This is a genomic window from Rickettsia asembonensis (genome assembly GCF_000828125.2).
GTDB classification, from domain to species: domain Bacteria; phylum Pseudomonadota; class Alphaproteobacteria; order Rickettsiales; family Rickettsiaceae; genus Rickettsia; species Rickettsia asembonensis.
In genome coordinates, this window is record NZ_JWSW01000074.1 from 19752 (window position 1) to 42644 (window position 22893).

Sequence of the window (22893 nt, forward strand, 5' to 3'; positions counted from 1 at the left end):
GCCGTAGAACAAAAAGAACAAAGCAAAGAGGATCTTGAAAAAGCTTTTCTGTTCAGTGAATTGCTATTTAGTGAAGCAACAAATACAGATTTATTAAAAGTATATGAGAATATAACCTAAAAGATCAAGAAATGATCAAGACAGCTGAGAATAAAAAAGCTTTAGAAGAATATCTAGAAAAAAAATACGTTCTACTTTTAAACTCTAAGAATTCTGAAAAAGAACAACAAGAAATAATTGCTAAATATAAAAAAGAAGTGGAATCCTTAAATAAGGAAAATCGACAAAATTTACAAAACCAAGAACATACTCAAAGAACAGGAAAAGAAATAACTAATATTGAAGAACATAAGTTAGTAAAAGCAGGAATATTAACACAAGAAGAAATTACACCGTATTTAAGCTACTTAATACACTAGTAGTATAACTGAAGAAGATAATGAAGAAACTTCTCTAGTAAAAAAACTATTTGATGCTGCTCGTAACTTTTATGAAAATAATCCTACCCAAGGCTTGCAAGAGTTAATGGAGATACCTTACCAAAAAGCTAGTGATTTATTAAAAGAAAATATTTTACAGCTGCTTACAAACAGCCAAATTAGTTTTATAAATGTAAATTATATAGAAGCTAGTGAATTAGACAGAATGGATAATATTGGATTCGACTCTGATGAAGATAATAATAAGGATTATAATTTGTTAACATGTATGATTGCTTGCGGAGGTGTCTTAACATTACAAAAACTTATTAATGAAAATAAAATAGATAATTTTAAGAAAGAAGAATTAGATTTAGTAGTTGCACTTTTCAAAAAAGACACAGAAATTTTAAGTAAAAATCATGAGATAAAATTAAATAACGAAATAGGGAAATAGGGAAATTTTTATTAAAAACTTCAAAACCAACCTATGAGTTAAAAAAACTTATACCTTTTATAAATATACGAGATCTAGGGAATGAAGTTTTTGTCCTAGCAGCCCTACAAAAAGAAATAGATATAATGAAGAAAGTAGACAAAGAAATTGTAACCTCTGAATATATATCAGAAGCTCTCACTATTAGTATTTATACTAATAATATAGAAATAATAACCTATTTGCTTTCTTTAGAAAAAACAAACATCAATGCAAAAGATGAAGACGGCGATACTCCTTTACATCAAGCTACCGCTGCTAATAATCCTGAAATAATGGAATTATACTTAAGCATGGAAGTATTGATGTCAATGAAAAAAACGCTATTGGTAATACTACTTTATATCAAGCTGTCACTCATAATAGATTTGAAATAGTTAAGATACTAATTGAACATCCGAAGATCAATGTTAATGAAACAAATTTATATGGTAATACTCCTTTACATCAAGCCAATAATTATAATTATTTTCCAATAGTTGAATTATTACTTAGCCATAAGGATATCAACATTCATAAAAAAAATTCACACAATGATACTCCTTTAGACTTAGCTACTAATAAACCGGAAATATTTAAATTATTTAATGACTATAAAGAATCTCATAAAGTTTCTACGATTTCTCAAGATCAAGAAGTACAAATTCTAGGTGAAGAATATAATTGTAATGCATTTGACGGAGCATAATTAGTTCAGTTATATGTCATCCCGTTGCTTGACCACGGGATCCAAAAAACAATTAATCATTAAAATTATAACTAATATTTTTTCTAGCAGAACTTATATCTTTTAAACGTTCACAAACCTTTTCAAAAACTTGTTTAGGCAAGATATTTGAAGCATTAATTTGTAAAAATTTATCGTCTTTTAATTTAATCGAAAAAGAAGGTTCTTGGAATTCCGGTCCATCAATTTCTCTAGCAATTTTTATATAATAACCGATTATATGACTGTTATAATAATCACTTTTACTAATCATTTTCTTAGCTATTTTATTAATCTGCATATCAGTTTTAGCAGTATAAGTAACCGTAAGAGCAATGCCGAGCATAAGACGCTGTCTATGACTAAAAGGAATGTCTGAAGATAGTATAAATTCCGAAACAAAATTTGCTCTGAGCGTTTTATCAATATTTTTATTATATTGTGCTAGCATTATAGCGAGTTCAATAATAATAAGAGTCGTGGCATTGGAATTAATTAAAAGATATTGTACTGCTTCAATATATTTTTCAATTTTACATATATTTCTATCAAACTTTACTAATCTCTTCACCCTCTCATAAATAATATCTTTTTCTGTTTCATGAGACGGTAACGAATCAAATCTTACTCCTTCTTTTAAACCGTAATTTGAGATAATAATCTTTTCCGGTGAAAATACCTTAATCATCGCTTTTATTACTAGAACTGCATTATAATTTATGGCTTTCTGCTCGTAATAACTCAGCTTTAATTTATCGATTTGCGATAATTTCTCTAAATATAACTCAAACTCTACACGATTTATTTCAAAATTATGTAAATTTTTAAGGGGATAATTTATAGACTCCATATATATACGGCTCATTAAACGTAATGCACCGCCAATTAAATATAAATTAGGATGATGTGCAGCTCCAAATTCTTCCTCTAGCATTTTAGTAATCAGTCCAACATCACCAAAATTGCTACTAGCAATAATTTTTGTACCGAGCGGCAATGATTTTAATTTACCGACTTTTTTATTTCCAATCTGAGCAAGCTCAAGACTTCCACCGCCAAGATCGGCTACAATACCGAAAGCATCACTAATACCGGAAATTAATCCAGCAGCAGTTAAATAAGCTTCGCGTTCACCTGAGATAATTTCAATATCAATATTGAATCTCTTTTTAATTATAGCTTTGAATTCATCTGCTTTAGGATGCCCCCTAAGTATAGCTGTTGCAACACATCTAATATTAGTAACGGACAGTTTGGTAAAAATATGGATAAGATATTGTAGAGATAAATATGTTTGATGTTTTACATCTAAATTATCTAAATTAAGTAAATTTGTAAGATAATTTCTAAATTTATAATTAAAAATTTCCGGAGCTCCAAGCTCATCACTTTCATAAACTACAGCTCTTAAAGCATTTGAACCGATATCAATAATAGCTGAACGCATTTTTGGATCTTACTCATTATTTTCCGGAGCAGTTGTTGTTTCAGTCTCTTCAGAAGCCTCATTATTATTTGCCCTAGGATCAAAAGGTACTTGAGTAGGTACAAAAGTCGGCGGTAATAATCTACTAGTAAAAAATTTATCTTCGTAATACTTAATTTTACGAGATTTTATAGGTGGAAAGGATTCTATTAAAACAATTTGCTCATCTCTCGGTAACTGTATTACTTCTTGAGGTAAAAGTAAAGCTCTTTGAACTTGAGAAACGTTTTGGGTTCTAGTAGAAATATTAAGGTCAAAAAATAAAGGTTTACTAAATGATCTTTGTTCTACCGTCTTATTACCGACAAGCTGCGATATTAAATTTGCCGTTTCATAGTTATTAGCAGCAAAAGTAATACGGTATGTTGCATTAGATAAGAAAGAATTCATCCCTGCATCTTCATATGTTCCTTTTAACTGCTGCGTATCTTGAATAATCAAAAATAACCGAACTCTATAACCTCTAAAATAAGCTATACCGGCTTTAAAAGTATCCATCTTCCCAAGCGTCGGGAACTCATCAAGTAAGAACATTACCCCATGTGGCTCTTCCTTTAAATCCGGCATTTTACGGCTTAAAAATTCTGTCGCCTGCTGATAAAACACCTGCATTAATTTTTGTAAACGCTGTATATTATCAGGTGTTAACCCTACATATACGGTTGTTTTTACTTTTTTAAATTCTTGTACGTTGAAATCAGAAGATGCAGTAGCCGAATCAATAAGCGGGTTTGCCCATAATTCAAGTGATGAGTTCATTGTAGATATTATGCCCGAACGCTCTTTATCGGCTTTTTGTAAAAACGCAGCAATATTCATATATGCAACAGGATGTATTACACCGCCAAGCATATCGAGTACGACCGCTAGATTATAAACTACGTCGTCACTTCTCATGGTACGCACTACTTCACCGAAAGATTTAGTTTTAGTAGGATCGGCTATTAAATATAAAGTTACACCTAAGAATAAACTTCGTGCTTCATTATTCCAAAAATCCTTTTCCGGCATTATAAGATTTGAGATTTTCTGCACGTCATCAACCATCTGCCCAGGCTTAGTACTAACCCAATCAATCGGATTGTAACAATGCGTAATACCATCGGGATTAGAAGGCTCCCATACAAAAACTTTCTGACCTTGTTTCTCACGCCAACCGCTCGTCAAACCGTGATTTTCGAGCTTTATGTCATGTACTACTACCGAATCACTCCAAAATAACAGGTTAGGTATCACAAAACCCACACCTTTACCTGAACCTGTAGGAGCAAATAATAAAGCATGCTGGAACCCGTCTGCAACAAAATATCCCCCGGCATCAACACCTATTAACATACCTTTCTTGGATCTAAGACCAGCAGCCTCTATATCTGACGGATTAGCCCAGCTAGCATCTCCATATACTTTTTCCGGTTGCTCAAAAAATTGTAATGATTTTATTCTTTCAAAATTTTTAATGTAAAATATTATGACAACAATAGCTGGACCAAGAAGAGATGCAAGTAGCTTCAATTTTAAATAATTATAGTCGGCAATTTTTAACTGCCCCCAAACGTTAATAAGCCAGTAAGCCCACTTATAAGCAATATTTATAGCATTTATATCTACACCTAAAGCTCCAACCTCATTAGTAAAAATTGCAACAAATGCACCGCTTATCCAAATGCTACAAAAAATAACAACCGGATGAATTATAGCATGACCGAATATATTCCTAGTAACTTTAAGTATCTTATGCCATTCCATGAATTGATATTCCTAGTTTATTCGTGAACTTTTACAGTTTTTCTGCTGTTATCCCGTGGTCAAGCAACGGGATGACAGGAGGTCTACACCATACCCTCAGTATTCTTATTCTTCTTATAATACACTTCCGAAACATATCTTTTCCCACCGCTACCGCGTTTTAACTGCACAACGATATCTACAACGGTTAAAATATACTTCTTTACTTCTTCAGGCGGCATACCAAGATCTGCTTGCATAACCATAAGCTTTAACTGCTCAATAGCCATAGCGGGACTATCCGCATGCAGTGTTGATATTGAACCGGGGTGACCTGTATTAATAGCACGCAAAAAACTAAAAGCTTCCTTACCTCGAAGCTCACCTACTATAATTCTATCCGGTCTTAAACGCAAACATGCCTCTATTAAATCTTGAGTAGTAACATTTGCACGTCCCTGTCCTCCTTTGGAAGCAAGTAAATGCACTCTGTTAGGATGGCTTGATAGCACAACCTCACGAGCATCTTCTACAGTAATTAATCTTTCTATTGCAGGTATTTCAGTAAGTGCCGCATTAGTAAAAGTAGTTTTACCGGTTGAAGTACCGCCGCTAATTATGATATTTTTCTTTGAAACAACTGCATGTCTAATAAATTCTTTAATCTTTTTTTCAGCTAAGAAATCATTTAAAATTACTGCATCTTCATCTACTAAACTCTCTGTTGCAGTATCATCAAATGCTCCCATTTTAGCATATTCATCTAAAGTTAGATTCATACCGCTAGGCTTTCTTATAGAATAAATGATTTGTCCTATCTCACAAGCAGGAGGAAATACTATTTGAATACGGTAACCATTCGGCAAAGTTGCAGAAAGTAAAGGCTTTTCTTCCGAAATCATCTGTTCTGTAGATTGAGCGACTAAACGCCCTAATGAAAGTAGATGTTCACTATCCAATTCCGGTATTTGCTTAGAATATATATCGCCTTTTTTTTCAACCCATGCTTCTCCAGGCTTATTAACCATAATCTCGTTAATACCGTCTTCAGCAAATAAATTTTTAAAAGGAAGTAAAAACGTCTCTAAGGCTGCAAATTCTTCATTCATTTCATTACCTTCGATCTTAATAAAACGGCTTTTGGGAATTTATAATCCTTATTAACGTATATTCTAACCGGCATACCTTGATTAACCGTTGTCGTCGGCTTAAACTGCTGCTGCGTTATCATATTTTGTACAACATTCGTCACATCCGTAAAAACTTGAGTAGAAGCTTGTTGTGCTTGTGTCGGAGTCGATGCTATAGAGGTAGTAGTAAACAAACTTGAAGCTGCCGTATTAACTGCCTGTACTAAGGTTTGAAGTCTCTGCTCAGCAGTATTCGCTGAAGAAGCAGTTTGTGCTGTTATACATGCTTGAGTCATAGTAGTATAAGCAGTCGAAGTTTTATCGGTAATAGCCGCAAGTACGTTAGTACAAATCGTAACTATTCTAGTACTTGCATCAATCGAGGTATTAGCCGCAATAGTTTGAGCAGTATTTAACAATTGTGTTGCCGTAGCACTATTGATAGCTGCTGCCTGCGAATCTATAGGAGGCGGCACTAACTTATCAAGAACTTTAGCAAGACCTATATTAAAGCCGGATTGTAATACGGCATTTGCAAATTGTTCTTTATATTTATTATCGACTCTCCCTTGTAGTCCCGGTCTACCTAAATTATCAACTGCAGGTGAGTCGAATTCTATAATATAACCGTTAGTTAAATCGATTCTATCCCATATTATAGAAACTCTACCGTAACTATCTGACGAAGTTGAGGTTGCATATTTACCGAATATTTTTGCCCCTTTCGGTATCAATATAACTTTATCTTTCTCAGAAAATACGTCTCTACTAATAATGGCTCTTATTTCACCACCGAGATCACTATTTATTGCCGTCTCAAGTACTGCATCAATTAATTTACCACGTCCGAGAACCAAAGACATATCACCACGATCTTTAAAGGTCGCTTCTGCCGTAATCTGTTCCTGTGTTTTTTTAGGCTCTACACCACCAACTAACACTATAGCTGATTTTCTTTTTGCTTCACGACGTTGCTTCTCTGCATCACTCTCAACTAACGTTCCTGAAGTCGAAGGCAACGAAACCGGCGGCAATGGAAGCGTTTTGTATTTATTCTCTTCTACAGGAGTAGTAGGAGGTAAGAGCGGTGGAACTTCTACTACCGGATGAGGAGGTGGTGGAGCAGTAGGCGTCTCAATCTTAGGTGGATCAGGTAATTTTGGAATCTCCGGAATATTATCATCAACATCCGCAACAGGTTTTACAATATTAGTCGGCACTTGAGTATCTGGTATTTCTTCTTTTTTAGTAGCGAAAAAAAGAGTATAAAAAATATATATAAAAATACCGCAAATTACGACTACTATCGCAATACTCTTATTAAAGCTAACTGAAACTTTTGATAATTCTCTCTGTACTTCAGGAGCATCTGCTCCTGATAAAGAACCGGTATTATTATTGTTATTTTGCTCTTCAGCCATATCTAAATTATATTAGTTAAAGTGTTCTTGTTGTCATTCCCGCGTAGGCGGGAATCCAGTAATCTTTAATACCGCAATGTCCAGTCTTTATTTTATTTTTTCCTGACTTTCGTGATCAACCAAATCACACCATAACACCAGAAAGAACTGGATTCCCGCCTACGCGGGAATGACATATAGCATCAAGCCACGGTATGACACAGTACCCTACTAAAACCTTGCCATATAATTACTATTTTTCTTAGGATAGTAAAATTTAATTACATATACTAAATCCCTTTCGTTACCCATCATAAGTTCCGTAGAAGCGATATCAAATTCATATGTTCTTTTATTAGTTATAATAGTCATATTTGTACGAATATCTTTTTCAAGAGGCTTAATAAATAATCTATTTGCCAAAGGAGTTATTTTCCAAGCATAAGCATCCCCAAGAATTATATTTTGGATTTCTTCATTTTTAGCAAATTCTATATGCGATTGAAAGCCAAAATGTAAAACTAACAAGTAAACTTCATTTGGATTATATATATAAGTTTTTATCCTATTATCTTTAGTTATAGACAAATCATCTACATAATTATTACTACTATTATTACATGGATCATCTACAAGTGGACATTCTCGTTGTACTGTAAAACCACTTAATAATATAAAAACTAAAAAATAAAATCTAACTATTGTCATCGTCTACCCTATATCCGTTAACTTGAAACCCTACCGGATTTATATCAAGTTCTGAATCTGTTAATTGCATAGGCACATAAGCATAACTTACTACCGCTATTTTATTATAAACTAATTGGCTTCCTGATGTTTCATTTACGGAAAATCTAACTATATATTTATCTGCTGCGATTTTTGACCATGATTTTATTACTAAAAATGTAGTATTATCTTCTTTATATTTTATCGTAGGATCAAAATCTTTATTTCTTATATAACCAAGATAATTATAATAAACACCGCTTGTTGAAAATAATCTTATTGTTGTACGAGCTATCGTTGCAAAATCAACTGGATTATATGTTTCCCGTGCCGTTATGTATTTCTTTATAAAATACCTTGTAAGAGACTCATCCGCCGTTAACACCGGTGATGAAATAGGTTCTACCACCGAGGCACGTCCGGTATTACTATTAAGCTGAATAACAAAAGGATCAAACTGTTTGGATTTTACTACAAATGCTATTACTAAAGTTGATATAACCATAAAAATGGTTAGTAGTATTATTAATATGATAAGTAAGTTACGTTGAACAATTAACTTATCAGATCGCTCTTCATACCAATTCTGAGTAATTTTTAAAGGATTAGCCGATTTAATACTTTCTTGATTTTGTGTATCTCCTAAACCGCTTTTTGAGTTGTTACTTGATTTAAAGAAGTCAAATATATTATTCATATCAAAGGTATTTTTATTATTACATTGTTATTGTGTAAAACTATTACTTTTATGCTATATTTACTGAATTAACCGGTCTTCTTATACAAGGATTTACGCTTAAACTCGATCCATCATCTATATCAGCAGAAACGCACGGGCTTTTAATTTCATAAGGAGCTGAAGAGGTACATGACAACAATTGAGCAAGCATAATTAATACTAATAGAAACTTTAATGATTTTAACATTCTAATTATACATTATTAAATTATCTTGTTACTATTTTAAAATTACCTTACTATACAATAGTTCACAAGCATTTTTTGAAAAAATCTATTTATAAATATAAAAAAATATTAAAAAGATTGTAAACTATTATACTCTGAAGTAAATAAAGAGTAGTTATACGAAGTTCAACTTGAGAGCAGAGCGTACACTTAATACGTGGCTACCTGCGGATATATTGTCGCCAATTTTTCAAGTGGGACGAGTACAACATAATAACTACCATCAATAATTGTTATTGTATAATTTTAATTTATAATTTATTTATTTTAATTTTAAAGTTAAACAATATTTGGTATTGTAACAACAATATAAAATTATTTTATAGCTTAAATAACATTAAATTAACAAATCATAATCATATTATAATAATTATGATAGAGTTAAAACAGAATAAAATTAGATATTAATCTAGTAATTATGGACCCATTAACCAACGCGATACAAGAATATATAAAATCCGGCGAATATTTTATTGATGCAAGAAAATGGTATAATTTTAAGTATATCTTACCATTAAGTCATAGAAGTCTTCTGCTTTTAATATGCACGATTTTTACCTTATTATTAACCTTAATTTGTATAAATATCAACATATTGCTACCAATAAACAAAAAAGTAAGTTATTTAATAAAAGATGATGCCGAAAAACAAGCTACCGTTACTAATACTAAACATTCAACATTAGCAAATCCTTATATCTCTGTTGCAAATATTATGCTTCAGAATTATGTAAAACAACGGGAAGAATATAATTACGATATATTAAAAGAACAATTTACCTTTATCAAAAATGCTTCTACGAGTATTGTTTATATGCAATTTGCTAATTTTATGAATATTAATAACTCATTATCACCGGTCATAAGATATCAAAAACTATATAGACGCTCAATTAATATATTATCAATTAACAATATAAACGATAACGAGGCAGTTGTTACTTTTGAATCATTGGCACAAAATAGTACGGGTGAAATTTTAGAAAACATGGTATGGGAAGCAAGAATCGGATTTATAATGGATTCTATCAGCACAAGTACATCACCTGATATGCCCTTCAATTTTACCGTTACTAGTTACAAGCTAAAGTTATTAAGGAATAAAAATCAGAAATAATATGAAGCAACTAATAATATTTTGTACTTTTATAATACTTACATTAGATGTATTTGCTCTTACTATATCACGACCTCTAGGTCGAGACCCGCGTCTAAGAGTTATGACTTATAACCCTGACGATGTTTTCAAATTCACAGGATATTACGGTTATCAAGCAAGTATAGAACTAGCAAGAGACGAGGAAATAGTCAGTATTTCTATGGGAGATACTACTTCATGGCAAATAGTACCTGCCGGTCATAGGATTTTTATTAAACCAATGGAACCGGATGCTACTACTAATATGACTTTAATTACTAATAAACGGACTTATTTCTTTGAACTATATGCCGCCGAAACTCTTGATATGCGTGATCCTGAAATGGTCTTTAACGTAAAGTTTCTTTACCCGGATGACGAAAATGACAATATGAGCGGTCATATGCAAACTTTTTCTATTTCCCTAGCCAGTCCCGATCTTACTCATCCTGAAAAATACAACTTTAATTATTATATTAGCGGCAGCGAAGAAATAGCTCCTATTAAAATTTTTGACGACGGCGAGTTTACTTATCTGCAATTTAGAGATAAAAACGCTGAAATTTCCGGTATTTTTGCTGTAGATGATTCACTTCGAGAATCTTTAGTAAATTATCGCCTTGCTCAAGATAATCCTAATATGGTGATCCTTGAACAGGTTTTTCCTAAGCTCGCTATACGTAAGGGTAAAAAAGTCACATGCGTATTTAATCAGTCCTTCAAAGCATATTAACTGTCATCCCGCGACTTGATCGCGGGATCCAGTCTTTTTTAAATTTTTTTTTGGATACCGTGGTCAAGCCACGGGATGACAATGTAATGTCACATTTAATATACTTTCTTACTTTGATTTTACTAACTAGCGGCTTATTTATAATGCTTACAAGCCGTAATTATATTCATAAAATTATCGGGCTTGGAATTTTTCAAAGTTCGGTATTAGTATTTTATTTAAGTATCGGAAAAGTTAAAACAGGTGGTGTACCTATTTTACAAGATGGGCTAACTACTTACACTAGCCCTTTGCCTCATGTATTAATGCTAACTGCTATAGTAGTTGGGTTTGCTACTCTTAGCGTAGCTTTAAGTTTAATATATCAAATTTATAAACATTTTGGTACAATATCAGAAAATGAAATTAATTTTGATAAATATACTCCTGTGAAATGAAGAGTTGTTATACGAAGTTCAACTTGGAAAAGAGCAAGGAGGCTGTAAGCCGAGGAGCGGAGCGTATACTAAATACGTGAGCATCCGAGGTCTTACAAAGACGACGTAGCCAATTTTTTAAGTTCAATGAGTATAAATGATCCTAGCTAACCATTTCCCTATCATACAAATATTATTCCCTTTATTCGGGGCTTTACTCTCAATAATATCTTTTCGCTTTATTACCTTTGCACGAGTAATTACTACGATTTGCATTTTATCTAGCCTTTTGGTCAGTGTTTATGGATATAGCATTATACAAAATACGGAGCTATCTTATACCATGGGAGGATGGAGTTCAAAAATAGGAATAGAACATCGGCTAAATTCACTAAACCAAGCTATTATTATCTATCTTAACTTGGTTTTATTATTCTTTTTAGTTTTTTGTCATAAGATTACTAATCGAACAATCTTAAAATATATCAACAATAATAGAAAATCTTTATTTTACGGTATATTATTATTCGCTCATACGGGCTATTTAGGAATGATTAGTACTAATGATTTCTTTAATTTATATGTATTTATAGAAATTTCGGCACTTAGTAGCTATGTATTGATAGCCTCAGGTAATAACCCAAAATCTTTAATCGGAGCTTTTGACTACTTGATAATGGGTAGTATTGGTGCAACTCTTATTCTTATAGCCATAGGATTTTTGCTAAGCATTACGGGTAACTTAAATATGTATGATGTTGCATCTTATTTACAGGAACAGACCAATTCCCGTATAATCATTATAGCTATTAGTTTTTTCTTAACAGGAGCTATTTTAAAAACTGCTTTTTTCCCTATGCATTTTTGGATGATGAGAGCTTATAATAACACGGCTTCAGTCACTTTAGTATATTTAGCAGGGATTTCTACTATAATAGGAATATATATAATATATAAATTTACTTATATTATTATAGGCTATGAGACGATTAAAACTTCTATTACAAATTTTATAAGACCTATTGCTTTAGCTACTCTTATTATAGCTCCGTATTTTGCTTACCGAGCAGAAGACTTCAAGAATATTATAATTTATTCATGTTTCACTCAAATAAGTTATGTATTTCTATTATATGTTACTAAGGGCGGTATAATAATTTTACCGAGCTTATTACTTGCGGACAGTATAAATAAAATAGCTCTTTTCTTGATAGATGCTTATAATGAAAGCTATAAAAAGAATTCTAACAAAGTTTTAACCATAATTATTATTATTTGCAGCTGCGGCTTACCTATCAGCCCATTATTTTTTATCAAAATAAATATTCTCGAATTATTATTTAGACAAAAACTATTATTAGATTTTGTTATAATCTTACTCAGTTCCGTAGGATCACTATTTTATCATTATAAAATGGTGAAAGTTACTTTTTGGAAAAATTGATTAACCTTTGACATTATGAAAATCCCTCGTCATTGCGAGGAAATTATGAAGTAATTGTACGTCCGCAATCCAGTAAAAAATTCTGATTTACAGAATTTTTTTATTATTTTTTCTGGATTGCCGTGCAGCCTACGGCTGCTCGCAATGACGATTCAAAAAAAAGTATAACGGCTTACCATGATTACACAATTTACTACTCCGAGTCTTTTGATTCTATCAACTTTGCTAGTTGGTACATTAAACTTAACTAGTCCGTATGCCACTAAAAAAGATAGCTTTATACGTAATTTTTTACTTATTACTATCGCTATTTTTTTCTTCGGTAATATTTTAATTATAGACTGGTTGTTTTTAAAAGGTATTAGAGCAGGATTTGAATTTAATATATTCGGTAATTACTCTATAGGATTCCATCTTGAACCTTTAGGGCTTATATTCTTAAGCTTAATAGGCTTTTTATGGATTTGTGCTTTACTTTACACCCCTAAATATCTTGCTATTAATAATACAGAAAACTCTTCTAGATTCTTATTTTTCTTTAACTTAACTATTCTAATTGGCGTTTTAATTGCCTTATCTAGCAATTTATTCACTATGTTCATTTGTTATGAGCTTCTAACTATTTCTACAGCTTTTTTAATAGGACATACCAAAAATAATATAGTACTTAGCGGGTTATATAAATATCTAAAAATTCTGATGATTTCTGCCACAATATTATTTTTACCGGCAGTGATAATTATTTATACTAAAACCGGTAACGGAGATTTTGCAAGCGGCAGCCTAGTAGAAAATTATTTTTCTCAAAACCAATCCATTATCTTATTATTAATGTTTATTTTTGGTATTGCTAAAACTGCAATTTTTCCGGTACATTCGTGGCTTCCCGCCGCAATGGTTGCTCATTACCCCGTTAGTAGTTTATTGCATGCCGTAATAGTGGTTAAAACCGGATTATTTTGTATTTACAAAATCCTATTATATATATTCGGCTTATCGTATTTACAAATGATATTTGCCGAGTTTAACTGGTTAATTTTTATACCGATAGTGAGTATATTTTACAGCTCATTCAAAGCACTAGGCACGGATAATATAAAAAAAATACTCGCATACTCCACTATGAACCAATTAAGCCTTGCCTTACTTAGTGCTTTCATGTTAACACCTAAAGCACTTGGAGCTGCAATACTCCATTTAGTTTCGCATTCTTTTACAAAAATCTGCTTATTTTACAGTATGGGAAGTATTTACAGTTTAAAGAAAGCTGACCAAGTACAGGATTTGCATGGAACATCTAAAGAATTTCCTTTAATTTCTTTTATTATATCTATCTCTTCATTATCGCTAATCGGTATACCTATCTTTAGCGGATTTATCAGCAAATTCTTAATATTACTCGCCGCAAGCGAGCAGAACCAAATCATAGTTATGATTGTCGTAATAGCTAGTAGCATATTTTCAAGCCTTTACCTTCTCAAAATATTAAGCTCTATTTATAAACCTTCTTTAGTAGAATCTAGCGTAACAAAATCACTCCCCTACTCTATGGAAATCAGTATAATCATTTGTGCCTTAGCTATAACATTATTTTACTTTATCCAAATCTTAATTAGAGAATTTTTAGCTTACATTACATAAATATGTATTTACATAATTTATATATTTACATATAATCATACAATATGCAATTATTTTTGAGGATAAATATGGCACAAATTATTAGAGCAACAGAATTTGTACGATCTTTTTCAGATATTATGAACAGAGTTTACTATAAAGGCGAGAGTTTTGATGTTCAAAAAGGTAATCATATAGTAGCAAGAATTACGCCTGTACATGCAGCTGATAAACCAAAAAAAACGTTAAAAGAGTTTTTTGAGCATGCCCCTATATTAGATCCTGAGGATGCCGCACAATTTAAAAAAGTCGTGTATGAAGCACGTCAAAAATATGATTTTAAAAGAGATGATAAATGGAAGTAGTTATTGATACCTCTATATTAGTGGATTTAGAGAGAGGTAGATTAACCTATAAGGTACTAGAAAAATATGAACAATGCTATATTAGTCCTATTACTTTAACAGAATTATTAATAGGTGCGGATAGAGCCGATAATGAAAATATACGTATTAAACGTTTAGTTTTTATCGAATATATAATCAATTCACTTATAGTAATACCTTTTAAGACTGAAGAAGCCCGTATATATGCAAAAATTATAGACAATTTACGTAAAGAAAAGATAACTATCGATACTAATGACATGCTAATTGCTACAACGGCAATAACGCATGGTTATCCTCTATTAACTTTAAATGTAAAAGACTTTAAGAGGATTCAAGGACTAGAGGTTTTAACAGTTTCTTCTAAAGATTAAAATGTTTATTCAAAATACCAGATTTACATTTCCGCTTACTAATTTTGAGCTTATGTTTGATTTTAACCCACAAAATCAGCTAATAGCTTTAGCATTTCTAATTGTCACTGCTATCTTAAATCTTTATACAATTTCCCAAAACAGAAAATTTGAGACGCTAATAGGCAGTTTATACTGTCTCTCTTCTATTATATGCGTGTTTACAGCTGATTTTATTTCCATGATAATCTCGCTTGAATTCATGACGATTTTTGCCTGCATAATTATTTTTTGTGACCAATTAAAGATAAAACCGGCACGTCAATATTTCCTCACTCATTTATTCAGTAGCGGGCTAATTTTAATTGGCATGACTCTTCTAATCCAAACAACAGGTAATACAGCTTTTATTTCTTTAACGGAATCAGTATATAATTTTGAGTTACCGGCAATATTCATACTTGCAGGTTGTTTGATTAATGCCTCGGCTATTTTTGTAAACGGCTGGGTGGTTAATTGCTATCCTGCAGCTTCAGGTAGCGGTATTGTATATTTAATAAGTTTTACTACTAAAGTTACTTTAATTATCATTTTAAAATTATTTAGCGGTCTTGAGATACTTAAGTTTTTTGGAATATCAATGATTATTTATGGGTTAGTATTTTCTCTAATTGAGAAAAACCTTAAACGATTAATATGTTATCTTACCGTATCACAGCTTGGCTTTATATTAACGGCTATTAGTATAAATTCTCCAAACATAGTTTATCTTATTACAAGCTTTATATTCATACATATACTATATAATGGGTTATTTGCTTTATATTTTACTTATATAGAAGATGAATACAGTATTAAAAATTACCAAGATCTTCAAAATACTCAAGTTAATCTTATTCTATTAAGCGGGTTTGTAGTTAGCATATTAATATATACATCTATACTGCCTATTAATTCTTCTTATATCAAAGATGGAATTGCCAATCTTTTAGATGCAAATAATATTATTATATTTTCCAAGATAGCAACTTGTACCGTATTATTTGGGTTATTGATGGAGAGTTTGCACGTATCATCCCGTGGCTTGACCACGGTATCCAGTAAAAAAATAAGCAATGATAATAAATATTTATGGATACCGTGGTCAAGCCACGGGATGACAAAAGTATTTTACTTCTCTTTCTGTATCATAACTTTATGCGTGTGTTTATTCTACCCTATTCAAATATCACATACTGCTAATTTTAAGCTAGTTATCCTTGCAATCTCAGTATTATTGACTTTAATATTTAGAAAAATACCACGCATTTCGACAGAAAACATAAACCTTGACCTATACCAATATATTGAAAAATTTATATATTTCAGTATCGATAAATATAAAGAAAGGACAGACAGTACCGAAGATACAGAAGAATATCTTAATTTTAAGGTTATTTGGGATAATATTTTAGGTAAAATATCTGCTTGGCATAATCAGCAAACTGCTATATTTATTATATTATTCCTATTAATTAGTTTGATTTTAATACTCTATCATACCGTGGCTTGACCACGGTATCCAGAAAAATAAAAAATTATTTACATTCTTAATCCCTAGATTCCTGCTTTCGCAGGAATGACATATACGAAGGTCGACAACATGAAACCACCAATCGCAAAAAAACAAAATTATAGCTTTGAAGCCTACGGACAAACAATAAACGATGATTATCAATGGCTGCGTGATCCTAAATGGCCAAATGTAGAAGACTCTAAAATTTTAGACTACTTAAAGGCTGAGAATAAATATACCGAAAATTTCTTTGCCGATCTGCAAAACGATAAGGAAAAGATTTTTGAAGAATTAAAAGGACGAATCAAATTAGACGATGAGTCAGTTTATGTTAAGAAAAAAGATTATTACTATTACCATAGAGTAGAAAGCGATAAAAATTATCCGATATATTGTAGAAAGCATAATAGTATGGAAGCACATGAAGAGATAATATTAGATGTTAACTTTCTTACTCCAAACGGCGGTTTTACCGATGTTGCCAAAGTCGCAATGTCACCTAATCAAAATTTAATGGCTTATAGCGTTAATTTTACAGGTAATGAGCAATATAATATCAAAATATACAATCTTAAAGAGCAAAAACACTTACCTGATAATGTAACGGATATAGCTCCTACTGTGATTTGGCATGAAAAATTAAACGGCTTTTTCTATATTACTATTAATGAGAATCAACGCTGGGATAAGGTAATGTTTCACGCTCTAGGTGAAGATGTTACTCAGGATAAATTAATATTTGAGGTAAAAAACCCTCTTCATTTTATCAACTGTGAGAAATCTGCAAATAACGAATATATTTTTATAAATTCAGGTGATCATAATGAAAATGAAATTTACGTAATTTCTATGCAGGATGATAATTTTACTCCTAAATTAGTACGAGCTGCAGAAAATAAAATATTCTATGAAATAGAACATAACGGCGATTATTTTTATATTAGAACTAATTATGAAGCTAAAAATTTTCGTGTTATAAAAGTTCCTGCTGATAATTTTGAAAATACTAGCTGGGATGATATTTATATTAAGGAAGAACAAGGCAAATATTTAAAAAGCTTTAAGGTTACAAATAATTATTTAATCTTAAATTATCGTGACCAAGGTTTACCTCTAATTAGAATAAAGCGATTTAAAGATTTACAAGAAAAAACAATTCATTTTCCTGACGAAAGTTTCCAAGCAAGTAGCTTTTCTACAAACTTTGAGGAAGACGATATCAGAGTAAATTACTCTTCTCTAACAAGACCGAATACCACTTATAGCTACGATTTTGATAGTAGCCCTCTTCAGAAATTCGCTTATAGAGAGGAATTTGAAGGAGACACGGAACACAGCACCGCAGCGTACAAAAGCATACGTAAGGATGCGAGTACCGGATCGACGTACAAATTATCCCTAGAAGTAGAGTTTCCGAAGAGGGCTAGCGATAAATTAACGATATTAAAGACCCAAGAAATACCATCAGGCTTTAACCCGGAGGAGTATCAAGTAGAGAGAATATTTGCAGATAATGGTAACGTAAAAGTACCTATTACTTTATTCTATAAAAAATCTTTATTTAAAAAAGACGGATCAAATCCTTTATATCTAATGGGATACGGAGCTTACGGGATTAGCATGCCTGTCAATTTTAGAAATACGGCAGTGACGCTTGCCGATCGTGGTTTTATTTACGCAGTTGCTCATATTAGAGGCGGTGACGATCTAGGTCATGGCTGGTATGAAGCAGCAAAATTTTTAACAAAAAAAAGAACTTTTGAAGATTTCATAGCTTGTAGTAAAGCTTTAATTAATGAGCAATATACAAGTAACAATAATATAGTAATAATGGGCGGTAGTGCCGGCGGTATGTTAATAGGTTATGTCCTCAACGAAAAACCTGAACTCTATAAATTAGCCGTTGCTCATGTACCATTTGTAGACGTACTTAATACCATGCTTGATGAAAGCTTACCTCTAACTCTTTTAGAATATAATGAATGGGGTAATCCGAAAGAGAAAGAATATTTTGAATATATTAAATCATATTCCCCTTATGATAACGTAAAAGCACAAAACTACCCTGCTCTATTCATTACTTGCGGTATATCCGACCCACGTGTAGGTTACTGGGAACCTGCTAAATGGGTAGCAAAATTACGAGAACTAAAAACAGACAATAATCCCTTATTATTAAAAACGAATATGGATACAGGACATAAGGGTTCTGCTGGTCGTTTTGATTATTTGAAGGAGACGGCCGACGAATTAGTATTTATTTTTAAAGTATTTAATATACTTGTTTAATTTAAAAAATTAGCGTCGTTTCATATTTTTTGATTCTCACGTACTAGTATGTACGCTGCGGTCAAAAAACATGCAACGCCTTGCTCTTTTCTAAATTAAACTTCGTCTATCACCATATTATTTACTGATTGCAAAAAATCAAATGTATAAAAATTATCTAGAACAATTACAAAAATTACCGATTACTTTAATTTTACTAATTAGCTTAATTTGCTGTATTGGTTTCATTGTGCTTTATTCTGCAGCGAATAGTAATTTACAACCCTGGGCTTACAAACAAATTATAAATTTTTGTATATTCTTGCCGTTAGCTATTGTTGTTGCATTGATTGATTTGCGTATAATATTTAGGTTATCATATATTTTCTATTTTTGTGTACTCGCTTTACTAGTTGCCGTGGAGCTTTTCGGTTCAACTGCCATGGGCGGTAAAAGATGGATTGATATCGGTATAGTTAAGCTTCAGCCTTCCGAACCGATAAAAATTGCCGTTGTACTAATGCTTGCGAGGTATTTCCATTCACTAACAATTGATGATCTAACAAAATTCCATAAAGTTATCATACCAATTATAGGAGTTTTAATACCGGCTTTTCTAATAATTAGAGAACCGGATTTAGGTACGGGAATGATTGTTTTAATTGTTTCGGCAATTATATTTTTTGCAACGGGTTTTAGAATAAAATATTTTATAATATTAGGTCTTGCTGCTCTTATTAGTCTGCCTATTGCTTGGAATATGATGTATGATTATCAAAAAAAACGGGTAATGGTTTTTTTAGATCCCGAACATGATCCGCTCGGTGCTAGCTATAATATTATTCAGTCTAAAATCGCTATAGGTTCAGGTAGCCTATTTGGACGCGGTTTAAATCAAGGTAGCCAAAGCCATTTAGATTTTCTTCCCGAACATCAAACAGACTTTATCTTTGCTACCTTTGCCGAAGAGTTCGGCTTTATAGGAGGAATGTTTTTACTAATATTATATTTTGCACTTATAACTATTTCTTTATTAATTGCCGCAAATTGCCGAGAGATTTTTAGTAAATTAATGGTAATAGGTATTACTTCAATTTTATTTAGTCACGTATTTATTAATATAGCTATGGTTATGGGCTTGCTTCCCGTAGTAGGTGTACCTTTACCGTTTATTTCTTACGGCGGAACAATGATCGCATCCATGCTAATAGGCTTTGGACTTGTGATGAATGCTCAGGTACACGGGCATACCACTTTAAACTAGTTCAATTATATTTATAAAATTGATAACATAAATTAATAATAAGTTGTACTTCATTTCTTTATTTATCGTATAAAGCGAAAATTCCTATTGACTTTTATTTTAAACAGTATAAATTTCTTTACAATTTAATTTTTATAAAGAATTTATGCTCGGCTATGAGAAAGCACAAACAAGTTTAAATAGAGAACAAAAACAAGCTGTGGGTATTTTATCTATAGGTACTTTTCTTGAATATTTTGATTTAATGATTTACGTACATATGGCAGTGCTTCTTAATGAGCTATTTTTTCCAAAAGTCGATACTCAGACTACCGCTATATATTCAGCTGCTGCTTTTTGTTCTACATTTGTTTTTAGACCCTTTGGTGCTTTACTTTTTGGATGGATAGGCGATAAATATGGACGTAAACCCACAATGGTTATAACTACTATTTTAATGGCTTGTTCTTGTGCTATTATGGCTGGATTACCTACTTATGCTCAAATAGGAATTGCAGCTACTTGGATAGTTACCGCGTGCCGTGTCATTCAAGGTATGTCATCTCTAGGAGAAATAATCGGCGCAGAACTTTATCTTACCGAAACAATAAATCCTCCTAAACAATATCCCATTGTATCATTAATTACCTCTTTTTCTATTCTTGGAGGGACCGCAGCTGTAGGTCTAGCATCGATAATTACTCATTTCAGTTTTAACTGGCGTATAGCTTTTTTTATAGGGACATTCATTGCTATAACAGGAAGTTATGCTAGGACTCGTTTACGTGAAACTCGTGACTTTATAGATGCTAAACAACAAGTTAAGAATAGTTTTAATAAAACTAATATGGATATAAAAATACTTGAAAATGATCCAATTTGGAAAGAAAAAGTTCATTGGAAAACATCTCTATATTATTTTTTAATTCAATGTACGTGGCCCGTTACATTTTTTATTGCATATGTATATTGTAGCAATATCTTAAAAGATTTTTTTCACTATACTTCTGAGCAAGTTATAACTCACAATTTTATTGTATCAATAATACAATTTTTTGGCTGTTTAATTTTTAGAGTTTACTTAAGTAGTATAGTGCATCCTTTGAAAATTCTTAAAATATTTTTAGCTATATTTTTGTTATTTATCTTACTTTTTCCTTATTTACTAAATAACCTTAGTTCTCCTATAGAATTACTAATTTTGCAGTCGATTTTGGTGATTGTTGCTTTAGGAGATGCTACAGCTGTACCAATTTTCTTTAAACATTTCCCGGTTTTTAAGAGATTTACCTATTCAAGTTTTTTATATGCTTTATCTCGGGCTTTAATATACCTAGTTACTTCATTTTGTATTGTGTATCTAGTAAATTACTTTGGTCATTGGGGGATATTAGTTATATCGATTCCTTTAAGTATAAGTTATGGATTCGGGATATTGCATTTTGAGCAGTTAGAAAGGAAAAGCCATAACTACTTTTAAACATAACATCATTATCCTCTAATTTTTTTAAACATAGTTCTAACAATTTATTTTTTATTTTTGGTATTTCTAAATACATACTTAAAATTAAAAACTTTTTTAGAGTTTCTTCTATGATCTTTCTAGCCTTTTCAGGCGATTTAGCTCCTAGCGTTTGAATGTTATGTATACGATCAAATAATTTTATAAGAGCTGTATCATGTCGTTTTTCATTAATTAATAAATTTAAGCTTTCCTCTGCACTAATCTTTCCATATGGTTTGATTCTAGTTAAACCCTCTACGTGCTTTGCTACTTCCAGTCCAAAAATTGCGATTATCATTTCTTCAGTAAGTTCTGTATCCTCAATAGTATCGTGGAGCAAAGCGGCTTGCAGCATAATAGCATTATAAAGCTTAGGGGCTTCTTCGGCTACAAACTCTGTGAGCATAATCGTTACTTCAATCGGGTGAGAATAATAAGGATCACCTGATTGACGCATTTGTAAGCCGTGATATTTGCGAGCGTAATAGATACCTTTTTTAATTTTTTCTATATCAACAGGATTTTTTACTTTAGTGTTTAAATATTCGATTTTGTCTAATAGTTTTTTAGCGTAAACGCAAGTTTCAAACTTTTCTTCCCAAGAGCTTAAATCTTCCATAAAAGTCATTTCTTATTTTTATTAATAATAGTTGATTACAATTAAAGCAAAAATTAAAAAATTGCAATAATAAATAGTTTTTTAATCCTAGGGAAGCATGATAATTTTAACTCTTTGGTATTTAAGCAACTTTATTCTGTTTTATTAATATTATTAAGCTTGTTTACCAAAAATCTTCTTTATATTATTTTTTTCTAACAACATTACGAACTTATCTTTATTATCACCTAAATAAGATAAAAGATATTATTCAGTAGAAAGTTTATTAATCTATTTTTTTAGGAAAACGATCACTTACAAGATTTAAAATAATATTATGCTCTAGAAATGCCTTAGCTCCGGCAAGTACTAAGGTAAATCCTTCAGTTGAAGAAATAGCCTGCTCTATCACTTCATCACCATTGCCTATAAAACCGGTATTTGTAATAGTAACAAAAGTTTCTTCTGAACTAATCGAAGTAAACTGCCATTCTACTAATGTTGGGATTTTATACGTATCCCATTCAATAAGTATTTTTTTATTTTTTTCAATTTCCTGCACGTTAATGGGAGTGTTGA

General features: G+C 31.6%; 24 protein-coding genes and 2 pseudogenes. 16 read left to right on the forward strand and 10 right to left on the reverse strand.

All coding sequences use genetic code 11. The features are described 5' to 3' along the window. The first annotated feature begins 131 nt into the window (after positions 1–131). From SB78_RS06065 to SB78_RS12005, 4 genes are all read left to right on the forward strand, one after another. Positions 132–419: a hypothetical protein gene (locus SB78_RS06065; RefSeq protein ID WP_041079400.1), complete on the forward strand. Its 288-nt coding sequence runs from the start codon at positions 132–134 to the stop codon at positions 417–419. Positions 420–513: 94 nt separating this feature from the next. Next, positions 514–876 (forward strand): hypothetical protein, encoded by a 363-nt coding sequence (locus SB78_RS06070; RefSeq protein WP_146625055.1) that lies wholly within the window; start codon positions 514–516, stop codon positions 874–876. 125 nt (positions 877–1001) lie between these two features. Further along, positions 1002–1292 carry an ankyrin repeat domain-containing protein gene (locus SB78_RS06075; protein WP_041079404.1) on the forward strand — a complete coding sequence of 97 codons (291 nt, stop codon included), beginning with the start codon at positions 1002–1004 and terminating at the stop codon, positions 1290–1292. Continuing rightward, entirely contained in the window at positions 1241–1603 is a 363-nt protein-coding gene (locus tag SB78_RS12005; protein ID WP_410524518.1) for an ankyrin repeat domain-containing protein, read from the forward strand. The genes SB78_RS06075 and SB78_RS12005 overlap by 52 nt, the downstream gene beginning before the upstream one ends. A gap of 52 nt (positions 1604–1655) precedes the next feature. Here SB78_RS12005 and SB78_RS06080 read toward each other — a convergent pair whose 3' ends face one another. From SB78_RS06080 to SB78_RS06110, 7 genes are all read right to left on the reverse strand, one after another. Further along, the gene (locus SB78_RS06080; RefSeq protein WP_041079406.1) at positions 1656–3068 is read right to left on the reverse strand and encodes a Ppx/GppA phosphatase family protein; all 1413 of its coding nucleotides are present in this window, start codon (positions 3066–3068) and stop codon (positions 1656–1658) included. Between the two features lie 9 nt (positions 3069–3077). After that, positions 3078–4853: a type IV secretory system conjugative DNA transfer family protein gene (locus tag SB78_RS06085; protein WP_041079407.1), complete on the reverse strand. Its 1776-nt coding sequence runs from the start codon at positions 4851–4853 to the stop codon at positions 3078–3080. Positions 4854–4936: 83 nt separating this feature from the next. Continuing rightward, positions 4937–5941: a P-type DNA transfer ATPase VirB11 gene (gene virB11 / locus SB78_RS06090; protein WP_041079409.1), complete on the reverse strand. Its 1005-nt coding sequence runs from the start codon at positions 5939–5941 to the stop codon at positions 4937–4939. Continuing rightward, positions 5938–7383, reverse strand: coding sequence for a TraB/TrbI/VirB10 family type IV secretion system protein (locus tag SB78_RS06095; RefSeq protein WP_041079411.1), 1446 nt, complete (start codon positions 7381–7383; stop codon positions 5938–5940). The genes virB11 and SB78_RS06095 overlap by 4 nt, the downstream gene beginning before the upstream one ends. A gap of 210 nt (positions 7384–7593) precedes the next feature. Next, positions 7594–8070, reverse strand: coding sequence for a TrbG/VirB9 family P-type conjugative transfer protein (locus tag SB78_RS06100; protein WP_040257357.1), 477 nt, complete (start codon positions 8068–8070; stop codon positions 7594–7596). Next, the gene (locus SB78_RS06105) at positions 8057–8788 is read right to left on the reverse strand and encodes a VirB8 family type IV secretion system protein (protein ID WP_041079413.1); all 732 of its coding nucleotides are present in this window, start codon (positions 8786–8788) and stop codon (positions 8057–8059) included. Before SB78_RS06105 ends, SB78_RS06100 begins: the two co-directional genes overlap by 14 nt. A 49-nt stretch (positions 8789–8837) precedes the next feature. Continuing rightward, a complete protein-coding gene (locus tag SB78_RS06110; protein ID WP_041079415.1) occupies positions 8838–9017 on the reverse strand; it encodes a DUF2706 domain-containing protein in 180 nt (59 codons plus the stop codon). Between the two features lie 457 nt (positions 9018–9474). Here SB78_RS06110 and SB78_RS06115 point away from each other — a divergent pair, with 457 nt between their 5' ends. Next, complete coding sequence (locus SB78_RS06115; protein ID WP_041079418.1) at positions 9475–10173, forward strand: VirB8 family type IV secretion system protein; 699 nt, start codon at positions 9475–9477, stop codon at positions 10171–10173. A 1-nt stretch (position 10174) separates the two neighbouring features. Beyond that, positions 10175–10927 carry a P-type conjugative transfer protein VirB9 gene (virB9, locus tag SB78_RS06120; protein WP_041079420.1) on the forward strand — a complete coding sequence of 251 codons (753 nt, stop codon included), beginning with the start codon at positions 10175–10177 and terminating at the stop codon, positions 10925–10927. Here virB9 and SB78_RS09455 read toward each other — a convergent pair. Beyond that, positions 10914–11009 carry a palindromic element RPE4 domain-containing protein gene (locus tag SB78_RS09455; RefSeq protein ID WP_146625056.1) on the reverse strand — a complete coding sequence of 32 codons (96 nt, stop codon included), beginning with the start codon at positions 11007–11009 and terminating at the stop codon, positions 10914–10916. The two genes, virB9 and SB78_RS09455, sit on opposite strands and share 14 nt — an antisense overlap. Before the next feature lie 4 nt (positions 11010–11013). Here SB78_RS09455 and SB78_RS06125 point away from each other — a divergent pair, with 4 nt between their 5' ends. The 10 genes and pseudogenes from SB78_RS06125 to SB78_RS06165 all read left to right on the forward strand — a co-directional run bounded on the left by SB78_RS06125 (position 11014) and on the right by SB78_RS06165 (position 21692). After that, positions 11014–11364, forward strand: coding sequence for a Na+/H+ antiporter subunit C (locus tag SB78_RS06125; protein WP_041079421.1), 351 nt, complete (start codon positions 11014–11016; stop codon positions 11362–11364). A gap of 136 nt (positions 11365–11500) precedes the next feature. Then, the gene (locus SB78_RS06130; protein WP_041079423.1) at positions 11501–12787 is read left to right on the forward strand and encodes a proton-conducting transporter transmembrane domain-containing protein; all 1287 of its coding nucleotides are present in this window, start codon (positions 11501–11503) and stop codon (positions 12785–12787) included. Between the two features lie 177 nt (positions 12788–12964). Continuing rightward, positions 12965–14428 (forward strand): proton-conducting transporter transmembrane domain-containing protein, encoded by a 1464-nt coding sequence (locus SB78_RS06135; RefSeq protein ID WP_041079424.1) that lies wholly within the window; start codon positions 12965–12967, stop codon positions 14426–14428. 68 nt (positions 14429–14496) lie between these two features. Beyond that, positions 14497–14772: a hypothetical protein gene (locus SB78_RS06140; protein WP_041079425.1), complete on the forward strand. Its 276-nt coding sequence runs from the start codon at positions 14497–14499 to the stop codon at positions 14770–14772. Beyond that, positions 14763–15167 (forward strand): PIN domain-containing protein, encoded by a 405-nt coding sequence (locus SB78_RS06145; protein ID WP_041079426.1) that lies wholly within the window; start codon positions 14763–14765, stop codon positions 15165–15167. Before SB78_RS06140 ends, SB78_RS06145 begins: the two co-directional genes overlap by 10 nt. A 52-nt stretch (positions 15168–15219) precedes the next feature. After that, positions 15220–16698: a proton-conducting transporter transmembrane domain-containing protein gene (locus SB78_RS06150; RefSeq protein WP_410524519.1), complete on the forward strand. Its 1479-nt coding sequence runs from the start codon at positions 15220–15222 to the stop codon at positions 16696–16698. Between the two features lie 90 nt (positions 16699–16788). After that, positions 16789–17982 (forward strand): annotated as a pseudogene (locus SB78_RS12010) (S9 family peptidase); the annotation flags it as partial. A 144-nt stretch (positions 17983–18126) separates the two neighbouring features. Next, a pseudogene (locus SB78_RS12015) lies at positions 18127–18990 on the forward strand (prolyl oligopeptidase family serine peptidase); the annotation flags it as partial. 142 nt (positions 18991–19132) lie between these two features. After that, entirely contained in the window at positions 19133–20233 is a 1101-nt protein-coding gene (rodA, locus tag SB78_RS06160; protein WP_041079429.1) for a rod shape-determining protein RodA, read from the forward strand. 145 nt (positions 20234–20378) lie between these two features. Continuing rightward, entirely contained in the window at positions 20379–21692 is a 1314-nt protein-coding gene (locus tag SB78_RS06165; RefSeq protein ID WP_041079430.1) for an MFS transporter, read from the forward strand. On the opposite strand, the gene SB78_RS06170 is transcribed toward SB78_RS06165, so the two are convergent. Both SB78_RS06170 and SB78_RS06175 read right to left on the reverse strand, forming a co-directional pair. Continuing rightward, entirely contained in the window at positions 21607–22335 is a 729-nt protein-coding gene (locus SB78_RS06170; RefSeq protein ID WP_041079435.1) for an HD domain-containing protein, read from the reverse strand. The two genes, SB78_RS06165 and SB78_RS06170, sit on opposite strands and share 86 nt — an antisense overlap. A gap of 265 nt (positions 22336–22600) precedes the next feature. After that, positions 22601–22893, reverse strand: a 293-nt coding sequence (locus tag SB78_RS06175) for an SRPBCC family protein (protein ID WP_041079436.1), incomplete at its 5' end; no start/stop codon positions are given.

What these genes read in the sequence shown, in the direction of transcription:
- SB78_RS06170 (WP_041079435.1), bottom strand. Translation starts at nt 22,335, where the DNA reads ATGGAAGATTTAAGCTCTTGGGAAGAAAAGTTTGAAACTTGCGTTTAC.
- SB78_RS06125 (WP_041079421.1), top strand. Translation starts at nt 11,014, where the DNA reads ATGTCACATTTAATATACTTTCTTACTTTGATTTTACTAACTAGCGGC.
- SB78_RS06110 (WP_041079415.1), bottom strand. Translation starts at nt 9,017, where the DNA reads ATGTTAAAATCATTAAAGTTTCTATTAGTATTAATTATGCTTGCTCAA.
- SB78_RS06065 (WP_041079400.1), top strand. Translation starts at nt 132, where the DNA reads ATGATCAAGACAGCTGAGAATAAAAAAGCTTTAGAAGAATATCTAGAA.
- SB78_RS06135 (WP_041079424.1), top strand. Translation starts at nt 12,965, where the DNA reads ATGATTACACAATTTACTACTCCGAGTCTTTTGATTCTATCAACTTTG.
- SB78_RS06085 (WP_041079407.1), bottom strand. Translation starts at nt 4,853, where the DNA reads ATGGAATGGCATAAGATACTTAAAGTTACTAGGAATATATTCGGTCAT.
- rodA (WP_041079429.1), top strand. Translation starts at nt 19,133, where the DNA reads ATGTATAAAAATTATCTAGAACAATTACAAAAATTACCGATTACTTTA.
- SB78_RS06080 (WP_041079406.1), bottom strand. Translation starts at nt 3,068, where the DNA reads ATGCGTTCAGCTATTATTGATATCGGTTCAAATGCTTTAAGAGCTGTA.
- SB78_RS06115 (WP_041079418.1), top strand. Translation starts at nt 9,475, where the DNA reads ATGGACCCATTAACCAACGCGATACAAGAATATATAAAATCCGGCGAA.
- virB11 (WP_041079409.1), bottom strand. Translation starts at nt 5,941, where the DNA reads ATGAATGAAGAATTTGCAGCCTTAGAGACGTTTTTACTTCCTTTTAAA.
- SB78_RS06165 (WP_041079430.1), top strand. Translation starts at nt 20,379, where the DNA reads ATGCTCGGCTATGAGAAAGCACAAACAAGTTTAAATAGAGAACAAAAA.
- SB78_RS06105 (WP_041079413.1), bottom strand. Translation starts at nt 8,788, where the DNA reads ATGAATAATATATTTGACTTCTTTAAATCAAGTAACAACTCAAAAAGC.
- SB78_RS06130 (WP_041079423.1), top strand. Translation starts at nt 11,501, where the DNA reads ATGATCCTAGCTAACCATTTCCCTATCATACAAATATTATTCCCTTTA.
- SB78_RS06140 (WP_041079425.1), top strand. Translation starts at nt 14,497, where the DNA reads ATGGCACAAATTATTAGAGCAACAGAATTTGTACGATCTTTTTCAGAT.
- SB78_RS06150 (WP_410524519.1), top strand. Translation starts at nt 15,220, where the DNA reads ATGTTTGATTTTAACCCACAAAATCAGCTAATAGCTTTAGCATTTCTA.
- SB78_RS06095 (WP_041079411.1), bottom strand. Translation starts at nt 7,383, where the DNA reads ATGGCTGAAGAGCAAAATAACAATAATAATACCGGTTCTTTATCAGGA.
- SB78_RS06100 (WP_040257357.1), bottom strand. Translation starts at nt 8,070, where the DNA reads ATGACAATAGTTAGATTTTATTTTTTAGTTTTTATATTATTAAGTGGT.
- SB78_RS06145 (WP_041079426.1), top strand. Translation starts at nt 14,763, where the DNA reads ATGGAAGTAGTTATTGATACCTCTATATTAGTGGATTTAGAGAGAGGT.
- SB78_RS06075 (WP_041079404.1), top strand. Translation starts at nt 1,002, where the DNA reads ATGAAGAAAGTAGACAAAGAAATTGTAACCTCTGAATATATATCAGAA.
- virB9 (WP_041079420.1), top strand. Translation starts at nt 10,175, where the DNA reads ATGAAGCAACTAATAATATTTTGTACTTTTATAATACTTACATTAGAT.